Annotated in this window: 11 protein-coding genes and 3 pseudogenes; 4 read left to right on the top strand and 10 right to left on the bottom strand. The window is 43.3% G+C overall.

The features are described from left to right. Positions 1-113 precede the first annotated feature (113 nt). Both EWV60_RS20795 and cobO read left to right on the top strand, forming a co-directional pair. Positions 114-479 (top strand): annotated as a pseudogene (locus tag EWV60_RS20795) (Uma2 family endonuclease); the annotation flags it as partial. A 74-nt stretch (positions 480-553) separates the two neighbouring features. After that, positions 554-1,159, top strand: coding sequence for a cob(I)yrinic acid a,c-diamide adenosyltransferase (gene cobO / locus EWV60_RS20790; protein ID WP_002737079.1), 606 nt, complete (start codon positions 554-556; stop codon positions 1,157-1,159). On the opposite strand, the gene EWV60_RS20785 is transcribed toward cobO, so the two are convergent. From EWV60_RS20785 to pstS, 6 genes are all read right to left on the bottom strand, one after another. Continuing rightward, positions 1,156-2,337: an aldo/keto reductase gene (locus tag EWV60_RS20785; RefSeq protein WP_287234425.1), complete on the bottom strand. Its 1,182-nt coding sequence runs from the start codon at positions 2,335-2,337 to the stop codon at positions 1,156-1,158. The two genes, cobO and EWV60_RS20785, sit on opposite strands and share 4 nt — an antisense overlap. Positions 2,338-2,466: 129 nt before the next feature. Beyond that, complete coding sequence (map, locus tag EWV60_RS20780; protein ID WP_002794330.1) at positions 2,467-3,231, bottom strand: type I methionyl aminopeptidase; 765 nt, start codon at positions 3,229-3,231, stop codon at positions 2,467-2,469. 250 nt (positions 3,232-3,481) lie between these two features. Then, complete coding sequence (gene pstB, locus EWV60_RS20775) at positions 3,482-4,294, bottom strand: phosphate ABC transporter ATP-binding protein PstB (protein WP_002794329.1); 813 nt, start codon at positions 4,292-4,294, stop codon at positions 3,482-3,484. A gap of 8 nt (positions 4,295-4,302) precedes the next feature. Further along, positions 4,303-5,187 carry a phosphate ABC transporter permease PstA gene (pstA, locus tag EWV60_RS20770; RefSeq protein ID WP_002778972.1) on the bottom strand — a complete coding sequence of 295 codons (885 nt, stop codon included), beginning with the start codon at positions 5,185-5,187 and terminating at the stop codon, positions 4,303-4,305. A gap of 4 nt (positions 5,188-5,191) precedes the next feature. Then, on the bottom strand, positions 5,192-6,166 hold the full coding sequence (gene pstC, locus EWV60_RS20765; protein ID WP_287234421.1) for a phosphate ABC transporter permease subunit PstC: 975 nt from the start codon (positions 6,164-6,166) through the stop codon (positions 5,192-5,194). Positions 6,167-6,340: 174 nt separating this feature from the next. Then, positions 6,341-7,354: a phosphate ABC transporter substrate-binding protein PstS gene (gene pstS, locus EWV60_RS20760; protein ID WP_287234419.1), complete on the bottom strand. Its 1,014-nt coding sequence runs from the start codon at positions 7,352-7,354 to the stop codon at positions 6,341-6,343. Positions 7,355-8,330: 976 nt separating this feature from the next. On the opposite strand from pstS, the pseudogene EWV60_RS20755 reads away from it, so the two are divergent. After that, positions 8,331-9,334: pseudogene (locus EWV60_RS20755) on the top strand (IS630 family transposase); the annotation flags it as partial. On the opposite strand, the gene EWV60_RS20750 reads toward EWV60_RS20755, so the two are convergent. Then, positions 9,321-10,265: a TIGR04168 family protein gene (locus EWV60_RS20750; protein WP_002735285.1), complete on the bottom strand. Its 945-nt coding sequence runs from the start codon at positions 10,263-10,265 to the stop codon at positions 9,321-9,323. The pseudogene EWV60_RS20755 and the gene EWV60_RS20750 overlap by 14 nt on opposite strands. A 548-nt stretch (positions 10,266-10,813) precedes the next feature. Between EWV60_RS20750 and EWV60_RS20745 the strand changes: the two genes are divergently transcribed. Next, positions 10,814-11,011 (top strand): hypothetical protein, encoded by a 198-nt coding sequence (locus EWV60_RS20745; protein ID WP_012264871.1) that lies wholly within the window; start codon positions 10,814-10,816, stop codon positions 11,009-11,011. Position 11,012: 1 nt separating this feature from the next. On the opposite strand, the gene EWV60_RS20740 is transcribed toward EWV60_RS20745, so the two are convergent. The 3 genes and pseudogenes from EWV60_RS20740 to EWV60_RS20730 form a co-directional block, all read right to left on the bottom strand. After that, the gene (locus EWV60_RS20740; protein WP_287234414.1) at positions 11,013-12,179 is read right to left on the bottom strand and encodes a cysteine desulfurase family protein; all 1,167 of its coding nucleotides are present in this window, start codon (positions 12,177-12,179) and stop codon (positions 11,013-11,015) included. A gap of 116 nt (positions 12,180-12,295) precedes the next feature. After that, positions 12,296-12,610 carry a Nif11-like leader peptide family natural product precursor gene (locus EWV60_RS20735; RefSeq protein WP_287234412.1) on the bottom strand — a complete coding sequence of 105 codons (315 nt, stop codon included), beginning with the start codon at positions 12,608-12,610 and terminating at the stop codon, positions 12,296-12,298. A gap of 18 nt (positions 12,611-12,628) precedes the next feature. Further along, positions 12,629-13,624 (bottom strand): annotated as a pseudogene (locus tag EWV60_RS20730) (IS30 family transposase). Between the last annotated feature and the right edge of the window lie 32 nt (positions 13,625-13,656).

The raw sequence follows: 13,656 nt of genomic DNA, 5'->3' as shown, positions 1-13,656 counted from the left end.
ATTAACCTATTTGTGCCTTAAGTCCTTTCCTGTATGAATTTCAGCTACTTTTGAGCGTAGTTGCTCTCATCGAATTTTATTTTAAGTTAATTATTTGCATAACAATTCCCGAAGAGCCACAATATCAAGCTATTTCTGCTAATGAGCAGGGTTATCTATGGAGTGAAGAGTTAGGATTATATTTAGGCATATTTGACCAGAAACTGCGTTATTTTACCGTTGATGGTCAATTGGTTCCCACTCCCCAAGAAGCTGAATTACAGCAAAGACAAGCAAAGGAACAGATTCTTTTAGAAAAGGAACAGATTCTTTTAGAAAGGGAACAGATTCTTTTAGAAAAGGAACAGGAAAGACAGGCAAAAGAACAGGCTCTCCTAGAAAAAGAACAGGCTCTTTTAGAAAAAGAACAAGAACGACAAGCTAAGGAAAAATTAGCGGCAAAATTACGAGAATTAGGCATCAATCCCCAAACAATTTAGCCGGTTAAAATCTGCAAACAGCGATCGATAACCCCTTGAGTTACAATTATCTTGATTTGACTGGATAGACCCGAATGCAACTCACTCCCGAACAATACAAAGAAAAAATGCAGCGCCGCAAGGCAATCCAAGAAGAACGTTTAGCCGAAAAAATTGCTGAAAAAGGTTTAATTATCGTTAATACTGGCGATGGTAAGGGAAAAACCACGGCAGCCCTCGGTATGGTTTTACGTTCCCTCGGGCATGGTTACAAAGTGGCGGTGGTACAATTTATCAAAGGTGCTTGGGAACCTGCCGAACAAAAGATTTTTAGTGTTTGGGGGGAACAAATCGAGTTTTATGCAATGGGGGAAGGTTTCACCTGGGAAACCCAAGATAGAGAAAGAGATATAGAGAAAGCCCAAGAAGCATGGCAAAAAGCCCTAACTTTTCTCGAAAATCCCCAATATCAATTAATTTTACTCGATGAGATCAATATCGCCCTTAAATTCGGTTATCTGGATATTCAGGAAGTTATCGCTGGTTTAGCCCGAAAACCCGCTAATTGCCACGTTATTCTCACTGGTAGAGGAGCTTTACCCGAATTAATCGAGATAGCGGATTTAGTCACGGAAATGAAGTTAATTAAACATCCCTTTCGTCAACAGGGAGTGAAAGCGCAACCCGGCATCGAATTTTAACTACTGCTTAAGCGTTGTACTGTCTCTCCCGACAATAATCGATGAGTTTCAGCGAGAAGATGGGGAATTTGATCAGCGTGAGGACTAGCGGCTAAACAGGCAGTTAAATCGAGTTTTTCCACCTCTTTTGCCTGTTGACCCGGGAACCAATGACCCCCATTCCCCAAGAGATTGTATCTGGCCCTAGCAAAGTCAATCATATCGTAGGCGATAGCGAGATTGCGTAACCAGAGGATAGAAGGAATATTGATGTGATTGGGGGTATTTTCCCAGCTAGGTAAACCTAAAGACCAAGTTTTCACCCAATTATCGCCTAAACAGTTGATCATCTCTCCTTGCAATCTCTCGATAATTGCTGGTAAAATCTCCTCGGCCCGATCAAGTAAGGGTAAAGTTTTCAGGTGTTCATCAAAATCCTTGGCTCGCGCTGCACCAATACTCAGGGTATGAACAGCCGGATGACTGAGACAGAATAGGTCATTAAAAACCATCGGACTGAGAGGAGAACAGAGAGCGACGAGCTTAGGGGGAGGATTGTAGAGATGGCCGCCCTTATCGGAGGGACTAATGATAAAAACGCCCATATCGTGCTGTTTTGCCGCTTCTATGGCCAGCCAGTTATTCTGAAAAATATAGTACCAGTGCAGATTGAGGTAATCGTAACAATTTGTTGCAATAATCTTGACAATTACATCAGTTGGTGAATGGGTGGAGAAACCGATAAAACGAACTTTTCCCTGTTGCTGTAATTTTTTCGCCTCTTGCCAACAACCGCCCTCGGCCATAGTATCATCGAGAATTTCAGCCGTGTTGATGCCATGGATACCCAACAAATCCACATAATCTAATCGTAAAAATTGCAGGGATTGCTCAAATTTACGGCGAAATTCCCGCACATCTTGACCAGGAGAAACTTTCGTCTGCACGATAATCTTATCCCTCGGTAGTTGCGGCAAAATTTTGCCTAATTGCATCTCGGAAGTGCCGTAACCCCTAGCGGTTTCGATGTGATTAATCCCCACTTCTAGAGATTTATTTATGATTGCCTCTAAATTGCCTTGATTCTCGTCGGGAATTTGCGACATCGGCACATCCTGCCACTGAAATTGATAGCGCATTCCCCCACAGGAAAACACCGGCATTTGTAGATTAGTGCGACCGAAACGACGATACTGCATATATTCAGTTATCAGTTATCAGTTATCAGTGGGGAGATGGGTGACCACTTCGTGCGCGTTGCGGGGGGTGATGGGGTATTAGTTGAAACTTCCCTATTTCCCCATTCTCCCATTCCCTGTTCCCTAAATTTAATCGGGTAAAGTGAGAATTTCGACACCGGTTTCAGTGACGGCAATGGTGTGTTCAAATTGGGCCGAAAGTTTACCATCTTTAGTAATAGCAGTCCAACCGTCTTTTAAGAGAATATGTTGCCAAGTACCCTCATTAATCATTGGTTCAATGGTGAATACCATGCCGGGGCGAATTGTTTTGCCTTTGCCGCGAATGCCGTAGTGGGGAACCTGCGGACCGGTGTGAAAAACATTACTGATACCATGACCGACAAAATTTCTAACCACTGAAAATCCTTGTCCTTCGGCGTATTCTTGGATAGCCGCGCCGATATCGCCGATTTTACCCCCCGGCTGCACTGCATCTATGCCTCTTTGCAGACATTCTCTAGTCACTTCTACTAACTTTTTCGCTAGGGGGGAGGGAGTACCGACAAAGAAAGTCTGGGAGGTATCGCCGTGATAACCCTCTAAAATCGGGGTGACATCGATGTTAATAATATCGCCGTCTTTAAGGATTTGAGCGGCGCTGGGGATGCCGTGACAGATAACCTCGTTAATGCTAGTACAGATAGACTTAGGAAAGCCATGGTATCCTAGTGGCGCACTTTTGGCTCCATGGGCGCGAGTCCAACGTTCTGCCTCGTCATTGATTTCTAGGGTACTTACCCCCGGTTTAACCATTTCTGCCAGATGGTCTAACAGTTTAGCCGCTAATCGTCCAGCTCGACGCATTTTTTCAATTTCCCGGGAGGAGAGTAAGGTGATGGTATCGTTGCCCATGAATTATCCGACTGTTGAGAAATATTCTTGTTACATTTCTTATCCTAGCAAAATCGGGCAGCGTTATGGTTTCGGGAGTGGGGTGTAGGGTGTGGGGTGTAGGGTGTGGGGTGTAGGGTGTGGGGTGTAGGGTGTGGGGTGTAGGGTGTGGGGTGTGGGGAGAATAAATAAAAATAATCTCCTGTCTCCTGACTACTGATAACTGACTACTGATAACTGATCACTGATAACTGATCACTGATAAGAGAAATTAACCGAATCTACCGGCTACATAATCGCGAGTTTGTTGATTAACTGCATCGGTGAAAATTTTCTGGGTGGTGTCAAATTCCACCAAATGGCCGACGCGGCTTTCATCGGTATTAAAAAAGGCCGTGCGATCGGATACCCTAGAGGCCTGTTGCATATTATGGGTGACAATCACGATCGTGTATTGTTGCTTCAATTCATGGATTAATTCCTCGACTTTGAGGGTAGAAAGGGGGTCTAAAGCGGAACAAGGTTCATCCATTAATAATACTTTTGGTTTTACTGCCAAGGCGCGAGCAATACACAATCTTTGTTGTTGTCCTCCCGATAATCCTAAAGCGGATTTATTCAACAGATCTTTAACTTCATTCCAAAGAGCAGCTCCTTTTAAAGCTGATTCCACAATCCCATCTAATTCACTGCGACTAGCGGAACGATAAATTCTAATACCGTAGGCAATATTATCGTAAATACTAGCGGGAAAAGGGTTAGGACGCTGAAACACCATACCCACCTGTCGCCGTAAGGTATGAAGGTTAACTTTGGGGGCGTAGATATCTTGGCCAAAAAACCTAACTTTGCCCTTAACTGTCACCTCTCCTTCTAATTCCCCGATGCGATTGAGGGCTTTTAAGAGAGTGGATTTACCACAACCAGAGGGGCCGATCATGGCGGTTACTTGCCTTTGCGGGATTTCTAAAGAAACCCCTTCCAGGGCTTTTTTACTACCGTAGAAAAAGCTAAGATTTTCGACTTCGATCGCCGAATTAGCTAGAGAAGTAGGGGTGTTCATGGTAGAGGAATCGATCATCATAAAAATGCTTAATTTGAGCGTTTACGAGTAACAAAACGGGAAAGAAGGCTAGTAATTAAAACTAAGATAATCAGCACTAAAGAAGCTGTCCAAGCTAGGGAATTTTGTTCAGGAAAGGGGGAACTAGCATAGTTATAAATCAACACCGTTAAAGCCGGTGTGGGCGACCAAAGACTTTCTTGCCAAAATTGACTAAATAAAGCCGTAAACATTAAAGGGGCAGTTTCTCCGGCAGCCCGGGCCACCGCTAATAATATCCCGGTCATAATCGGTGCGATCGCTGCTGGCAGGACAATGCGAAATACCGTATCGAAACGGGAACCCCCCAAAGCGGAGGAACCGAGACGGTAGGACATGGGTATTAGTTTTAGTGCCTCTTCCGTGGTTAAAGCGACGATGGGCAACATAATCACCCCCAAAGCAAAGGCCCCCGCTACGGCGGAAAATTGTTTGGTAGTTAACACCAAAACCCCGAAGGAAAACACCCCGACGATAACGGAAGGGGTACTACTCAACACCACGATCGCAAAGCGCAGAATACCGCCAATTTTGGAACCCCGAGCGAATTCCGAGAGGAAAACCCCGGTGAGAATCCCCAGAGGTATGCTGCCTAAGGCCGCTAAACCGACCATGGTTAAAGTCCCGACGATCGCATTAGCAAAACCGTTGGGAACACTAGGATCGGAGCCAACTGGGGCAGGTAAAGAGGTGAAAACTTGCCAATTAAATCCGGGTAAACCTTCTTTGACAATTTGAAAGAGGATAGCGAATAAAGGCAGAATAGCGACGGCACTAAGAGCGATCGCTAAACCCGTGAGACCGTTGGTAAAAAAATGCCGCCACGGTGACAGGGGTTGCTGTAAATCTTCTTCGGGAAAGGCTCCTTGAGTCATAAAATTAACGATTGCGGTTGATAAACTGTACTAACAAAGCCGCTACACTATTGACGGCTAAGGTAATAACAAATAGAATCAAAGCTAGATACATCAAAGCTCCGATGTGGACTTTTTCAAAAGCTTCTGGGAAAGTATTAGCTAGTACAGCAGGAATAGTATAACCGGGGGCCAAGAGGGAGGGACTAATAATCGAGGAGTTACCGATTACCATAGCCACCGCCATGGTTTCCCCTAAAGCACGCCCTAAACCGAGGATAATCGCCCCGATAATGCCAGAACTGGCCGCCGGCAACAGCACGCGCCAGATGGTTTCCCAACGAGTGGCACCTAGGGCCATGGAGGCGCTGCGTAATTCCGGGGGGACGGTAAGCAAAACATCGCGACTGATAGCGGAAATGGTCGGCACGATCATGATCGCCAGGATCACACCGGCAATCAACATACTCGGTCCCAAAGGTTGGGTACTAAATAAAGGGAACCAAGCAAGATTTTGAGATAACCATTCTTGCAGGGGTTTAAGCACGGGAATTAGCACGAAAATCCCCCATAAACCGATAATTACACTGGGAATCGAGGCAATTAATTCCACCAAAAAACCTATGGGATAACGGATACTGGCCGGCAAATAATTCTCGCTCGTGGTTAAAGCAACGGCAACACTGAGGGGAATGGCTAATAAAAGAGCCAGAATCGAGGAAACAACGGAACCGAAAATAAAGGGTAAACCACCAAATTTGAGGACGTTCACATCCCAAGTGGTTCCCCAGAGAAATCCCAGACCGAATTCATTGATCGCCGGCCGCGCATCCTGAAAAACAATCCAGGCCATCCAGAGCAGAAAAATTAAACCGGAGGCGGCACAAATCCAGACTAAGACTGTAAAAATGCGATCAAATAAACCGGCAGTGCCGGGGTTTTCGTTAAGATTGGCCGCTGAAAGATCAAAAGACTCAACGGGTTTAGAAAAATTGGCCATAAGATAGATCGCGATTACCAGTTATCAGTTATTTCAAATACAACTGTATGGGCTGAACATTGTTCAGCCCAGAGAAAAGAAATACTTGCCGTTATTAGTTATGGACTTAACCGGTAACTTTTTCCATCTTACTGGAAAGCGGTGACAATCAAGCCCAAACTAATACAAAGGTATTTATTTAATTTTGTTAACTTCGGCTAAAACTTTTTGAGTCACCGATTGAGGAATCCGGGTAAATTCCAATTGATTGTTAATACCTTGACCGGTGGTGAGAATCCAAGTCAACAGTCTTTTAATTTCCGCCGCTTTTTTGTTATCAGCGTAGTCTTTCGGTACTAATAACCAAGTAATCCCGACGATCGGATAACCACTGCCCGGATCGTCCATATTAGCGGTAAAATCGGCGTTAAATTTGATCCCTTCCATAGCTTTGTTAGCTTGGGTGAGACTGGGTTCGACAAATTGACCGGCTTTATTTTGAACTTTAGCAGTTCTCATGGTTGCCCCTTCATTTTTGCGGGCAAAGGTATCTTGAACGTAACCGATCGAGCCTTCTGTTTGTTTAACCAGGGCTGCCACACCATCATTTTTCGGTCCCTTGAGAACCGTAAAACCCCAGTTAGGTTCTTTGCTGGTTCCCACTTTACTTTTGAAAGAAGGACTAATAGCACTCAGGTGAGAGGTAAAAATCTCGGTAGTACCGCTACCATCAGCCCTAACCACTACTTTAATCGGTCGGTCGGGCAGTTTCGGATCTACTTGTTTCCAGTTGGTGATCTCGCCACTGAAGATTTTACCCAGGTTAGCCCGGGAAATTTGCAGGTTATTTACCCCCGGCAAATTATAAACCACGGCGACGGCTCCTCCGGCGGTGGGAACTAGCAGTAAACCGTTTTTCATCTGGCTTTTTTCCGAGGAAGAAGGAGCGGCATCGGAAGCCCCAAAATCTACGGTTCCGGCGATAAATTGCCGGACACCAGCACCGCTACCGACAGAATTATAGTTAACGGTGACACCAGTGGCGTTTTTATAGTCGGCAAAATAACGCTGGTATAGGGGTGCGGGAAAGGAGGCTCCTGCACCGTTCAGGGTTTGGGCGAGGGTTTCTCCCATCGTCCCTGCTAAGGCCGCTGCCGTGGCGAAGGAGACAGCACACACACGAGTTAGGGTAGCAGTTGAGAATATCATAAGTTTTCCGGTTGAAGAATCCTGCACAATTGGGAAAGTTAAACTTTCTTCAAGATATAGTTTAATGCACAAATATTACTTTTAAATCTAGAAATACTTTAGATTTTTTTTGGTTAAGATTTGGTAAAGTTTAAGTTAAATTTACTTTAAAAAAGTCAAACCTTTTGGCAACAATTTAGTTATACCGATCAAGACAAAAATCCATTGTAAGCTATAAGGATTCTCACACCAATTTGGCACATTTAAACCTTTGCTGATTGAACTTTTCAACATCAATAATGTACCCCTTGCGAACAGGAAACGCTATATAAATAGCTACCTTTTTAATGTTTCATCGCTTCTATTATTTTCATGGTTTCGACGCTGACAGTACAGACTCTTTGCAGTAAGTCAATTACTGTTTCTTTATAATCGGCGAAGCGATAGTTATTAAATCTTTCGGCGATGGTTTGATCTTTGGGTTTCTTTTCCTTATGTGAAGAAGCCGAAAATCAATTTAGTTGTAAAATACCTACACCTGTCAGAGAGGGCTCTTTTGGATTTGGTAGGTAAAATGTATTCTGAGATACAGTCCCCGTATTTCTCACAAAAAGTGCGATCACCAACCCCAGAAGCTTTACAGAATGAGGGTTTGAACAGAGCGCTCGCCTCGAAGTACAAAGGACAGTGTGTTGACGTTCCAAGACTTAAAATCATTATCAATTAGACGTTAGGAAAAAGAAGCAATTGATTACCATTTTTTTAGGCTAATTAATTGGGTTCTTCGGTTTGTGTTATGCAATAGACTGGCGATTTTTGTCAATTGTTTTTTATCTAGAGCGAACTCATCAATTAAGTCTCTTGCCAGAGAAAGATTTAGTCAATTTATGCCCCCCTATCGAACCATAACAAGTAACGAAGAGCCATAAATTTCCCAGTGAAGATAGGCAAGAGGCAAAAGCTTCATCGAAATGTGTAATTAATTTTGCTTGGGTACTTAGCTGATTTTATTGGCTGTTCACTCAAAACGGTCGCCCATTGGTGTGTTCACGGCGATCCTAACAATTTAGAAAGTCTAGAAGATGGGAGAAAAAATGGAAATCATAAAAAAGCCACAGAGGAATATATTAATTTACTATTGAAAATAGTTGATGAAGACCCGAAGGAATTTGGATATGAATTCGGGAGATGGACAGCGGCAAGATTAGCAGAGCATCTAGAAAAGGAAACAGGAATTAAACTGAGTGGCTCGCAAGTGAGAAGAATATTGAGAAGAAAAAAGTATGTGTATATCTGGGCGAAATATAGTCTAGAAGATAAGCAAGACAAGAAATTAAGAAAAGCATTTAAAGAAAAATTAGATGAATATTTAAGGTTGGCTAAAGAAAAGCCAGAGTCAATCCAGGTATGGTTTTGAGACGGGGCTTTCAAGGTGGCGACGCAGGTTCGCCACACAGCCCCTCATGAGTGTGGATTTAGTTTGAGAGTAATAAGAAGGAGAGCTTGGACAAAAAAAGGAAAGCGAAAAAAAGTGAATGGACAAAGAAAAAGAGGAAGGGTGAATGTGATGGGAGCCTTAAGATATAATGACAAAAAACGAGTCTGTTTTATGATCAAAAAAGGAAATTCAGAAACTTTCCATGAACAATTAAAGAAACTTCATGAAGAGATTCGTCAAGAATGGATAAACTTGGGAAATCTGCCCGAAGATTTTCGAGAAAAGGGACCGAAAATTATCATCATATTAGACAATGCTAGTTATCACAAAAAGAAAGATGTTATTGAGCAGGTGGAAAAATAGAGTTTTTACCAGCTTATAGTCCAGATTACAACCTAATAGAATTAGTGTGGCATTCCGCTAAAGAATACATAGCTAATCGAGAATTTGAAAATAAAGAAGAACTGGAAAAAGCAGTCAATCAGCTTTTAAATGAAGGGGGATTGATTATTAAATGGAGTAGAAAACTTAAAAATAAGGGTAATGCTGTCAATGTAACTTAAATGCGTAAAAGCTTAGCCGATCAATTGATGCCCCGGAGTGATAAAGTTTTCTATTACTGATAATCTCGAAATTATCGTTCAACCAGATTAAAGATGCTTCTGTGACTAGACCTTCTTCAAGAGTGACTAGGGAAAAATTGCGAGATTTACCCTTATCGGAGTGGAGAATGCGAGGGACACTGGCAGCATTCAGATAAACAGTTCCCATCTCGGAAGTGACCACGGGATTGCGTAAACGGGAAGTAGTATGACGGAGACGGTGGTGCATATGACCGAAACTGACGAGAGGAACCTGTTTTCCTAATAGCTGTGCTTGTGCGATGGCCGCTGCTAAATCCGGATCCCCGTGGTCCCCTCCCAAGGGTTGCCAATCCCGACCACAGATAGCTTCCGCTTCCTTTCCCAGGCCAGCTGGACCATTGTGACCTAAAAAAATCAGGTTATTATAGGCAGTATCTTGAATATTAGCGATAATTTTGGCAGTAGATTCGGCAAAACTGCTGATATTATAGCGTTCTTGAAAAAATTCCCCATTTTTCCACTCGGAACCCCCCCAAGTAAAGGGACGACCCCCAACAATCGAAAGCTCTAAACTGGGTAGGTCTAGTTTTGAGTAACCCACATGAGCAACCCCTAATAATTCTAACTGAGCGGTGACACGATCTTCCTTGTTGCGATCGTAGGGACATTGTTTTCGTCCCCAGGGGGTGGCACTATACCAAGCGTCATGATTACCGAGAATAACGGCTTTTGGTAAGGACAAACTGGCAATCCGACCGACAACTTCTAGGGATTCATTGCCAAAATCGCCGACAAATAGGGCTAAATCCACTTGTAAAGCTTCTAGAGCTAAATTATCTTCTATTTCCCATTGGTCGTGAATGTCACCGATGACGGCGATTTTATAGGTGCGAGGGAAAGAACTTACCATTACCAGTTATCAACTATCATGTACCAGTAATGATCATAACTAGGATTGGCCGAATAAATAGGGTCTGCTGAAAAAGTTTGTTGGTGGGGGCAGGGTGTGGGGTGTGGGGTGTGGGGTGTAGGGTTTTACCGATTTTGAGGTAGTCAGTTACCTAATTTTCAGGGAAAAAGTACCTGAATTTTACCCCCGATCCCTCCAATGGTCGGCACTTTTTGAGGTCAAAAAAGTCTAAAAGCCTTATCCAACAAGGTTTTTAGATTTATTCAGCAAGCCCTAAATAGACCTCTTGCAAAAATCAAAAATCTTCCTTTAGGTGAGGAGTAAGGAGCCAGTAGTCAGTCGTCAGGAGAATTAAGAATGAGCATTAATCAATTAAATGCTCTATTTAGTGATTTTATGCAACTTTATGCTTATTTTTCTCATTTTTGCCCTCTCAAAAATTAATGATGCAAGAACTCAGGTAAAGATGTAAAGATTTAAAACAAAGTTACCCACAGTCATCGGTTTGTTTGTAAATTTAGATACAGAATTATCAGGGTGATCTGTGTATGTCTTTACTACAATACCGCACTACTGCCGTTGTTACTTGCCCCCAAGCAAACACATGGGTACAACTCAGAATGCTTCCCTCTCCATACAGCTTTGATGAAGCGCTACTACTCTGTGAACAGGATCAGGGCCGTTGGGTGGCATGGATTCCCGATTTTGGCGAAATTATCTTGATCGAAGGGCAATTTGAGGGATAAACTAACTCTTGCTTACAATTAAGGCAGATAAACAGCGATCGATCACTTGTTTTAATACTAGAGCCGTCCAATCAATATCGGCTGCGCTGGTGTCCCTTCCCAGGGTTAAACGAATTCCCGCTAATGCTTCTCGATCGCTGTAGCCCATAGCTTTTAAAATTGGACTAGGGGAAAGTTTGCCACTATGACAGGCGGACCCAGAACTAATGCCGATTCCTGCTAAATTAAGCTGACGAACTAGCTGTTTTCCCGTGATCTGACTGTCATCGTCGGGACGGACAATAAAGCTGACGTGGTGGGGTAAACGATAGAATCGGTCCCCCGTGGGCAGCAGATAAGGATAATCGGCTAAGAGGTCAAATAATCGATCTCGCAGGGCGATTAAACGCATTTTTTCGCTAATTAAGTCTTTTTGGGCTAATTCAGCCGCTAAACCGAAAGCTGCGATCACCGGTACGGCTGGGGTTCCCGATCGCAGACCTTTTTCCTGGCCACCGCCGCGCAGTAATGGTAAAATATCGACACCGGCTCTGATGTATAAAGCTCCCGATCCTTGCATTCCATAAATTTTATGGCTGGAAAGAGATAATAAATCTACGGGCAGTTTCCGCACATCAATCGCGCATCTTGCCGCCACCTGCACCGCATCGGTGTGAAAAAGAACTCCCCTTTCTCTGGCAATGCTGCCCAATTCTTCAATCGGTTGTAGGGTTCCCACCTCACTTTGTCCGTAAATAATGGAAATTAAGACCGTATCGCTTTGAATTGCGGCTTTTAGGTCTAAAGGATTAACCCTACCTTGACGATTGACGGGAAGACGAGTAATTTGCCAACCTTGCTGCTCTAATTGTTTACAGGGTTCAGCGATCGCCGAATGTTCCACACTAGAAATAATTATATGACGGGGGCGGTTATACTGTTGAGCAACCCCGATAATCGCTAAATTATCGGCTTCCGTGCCGCCAGAAGTGAAGATAATCTGGTCTGGATTGGCATTAATTAACCCTGCTACCTGTTCTCTAGCCATTTCGATGACTGTTGCCGTATCCTGTCCCCAAGTGTGTAAACTGGAGGGATTGCCCCAATGATGCTGGAGAATAGTGGCAACCCGCTCGATCACTTGGGGATGAGTGGGGGTAGTGGCACTATAGTCAAGATAAATTTGCATTATTTTACAATCTGAGAAATGAGAGTCAAGACAGGCAGCTATTCTCAGTTTAGCCGTTTAAGAGATTAGAAAACGGGTTTCTTAAAGAAACCCGTTTTCTAAGAAACCCGCTTTCTTTAAGAATTGAGTTTTCGGCAGATTTGACGAGCTAAGTAAGGCAATCGATCACAAACTTCGGGGTCGCTTTCGAACGCAGATTTTTTTTTAGTTAAAAGCATCACATTTCTGAGAGATATATCAGGAAGTCTTCTACTTTCTTCGGAATAGTATTCTGCCAGATCTTCAGAGGTAAAGCTGAAGCCTCTCTCAGAAGCCAGTATGACAGTAAGATCCATTAAACTTTGGACATCTGTTGTTAGTTCTAGACTATCTTGAATTTCTAGATCACTCTTAGCAATTTCATTAAACTGTCTGACGGCTTGGATAGACATAAGTTCTCCTGTGATGTATTAAGATTGAGACCAAGAACGGCCGATGCAAGTCTGAATTGCATCACTATCTGATCTAGCTTGATAGAATACCTCATTGGGTGTCTGATAGTCAAGACATTTTCGAGGACGATTGTTAATTAAGTTTACGGCTCTTTCCACCTCCTCTGGCTTAACGATTTTAAAATTCGTTTCCTTGGGGAAAAATTGTCTTAACAGTCCATTGGTATGCTCGTTTAATCCCCTCTCCCACGAATGATAAGGAGTAGCAAAATAAAAATCTGCTCCTAGTTTCTCACTCAACTCTTGATGTCCACAAAATTCTTTAACCTTGTCACAAGTAAAGGTTTTTCTTTTGTCAGGGTGAATCTCTTGGAAAATTTTTTCTGTGACTCTATTGATTTCCGATGCGGTTTTGTTTTTGGCTAATCCTGCTACTAAAAATTTCGAGGCTTTGTCCATATATGTAACGAGAAATCCTAGATGATTGCCTCCAATCATTGTGTCACTTTCCCAATGACCGATTTCGGTTTTCTGGTCAGCAATTGCTGGTCGCTCGCTGATATCTACACGCTCTGGAATCCCTCCACGCTTACTTTTTGCTCCATTTCGACTCTTTCTTTTTCCTCGTCCAGCCGCGTAGGTATTCTTGATACTTTCCACAGTCAAGGGTAGTTTTGATAGATCATTTGATAGATGGTTTCATGACTGAGCGATTCTTGACCAGCTTTTTTCAGACGACCTGCTATTTGTTCGGGACTATGATAATCTTTTAATCCTTCTTTGACCAACTCTAAGGCTGACTCGCTGACATTTTTAAAGGGTTGTTTGGCATTTTTGGTGCGCGTCTCGCTTTCAGCTTGTGCTGTGTCAGGTAGATAGCAGCCGAGAGAACTTTGATTCCTTCTTAATTCTCGCTCTGGTCGTGCTTTGATGACATCCGAGCCAGACGGCCATTTGCCGTTGAGATAAATTCCCCTCCTGACTAAGTTGGTAGAGCAAGTTTCTTTGTTCTATGTTAAGATGTTGAGGGCTTCGTTTTTGGGTCT

It is taken from the genome of Microcystis sp. Msp_OC_L_20101000_S702 (genome assembly GCF_007095705.1).
Classification (GTDB): domain Bacteria; phylum Cyanobacteriota; class Cyanobacteriia; order Cyanobacteriales; family Microcystaceae; genus Microcystis; species Microcystis ichthyoblabe_A.
This window is presented reverse-complemented; position numbering and strand designations above follow the sequence as displayed.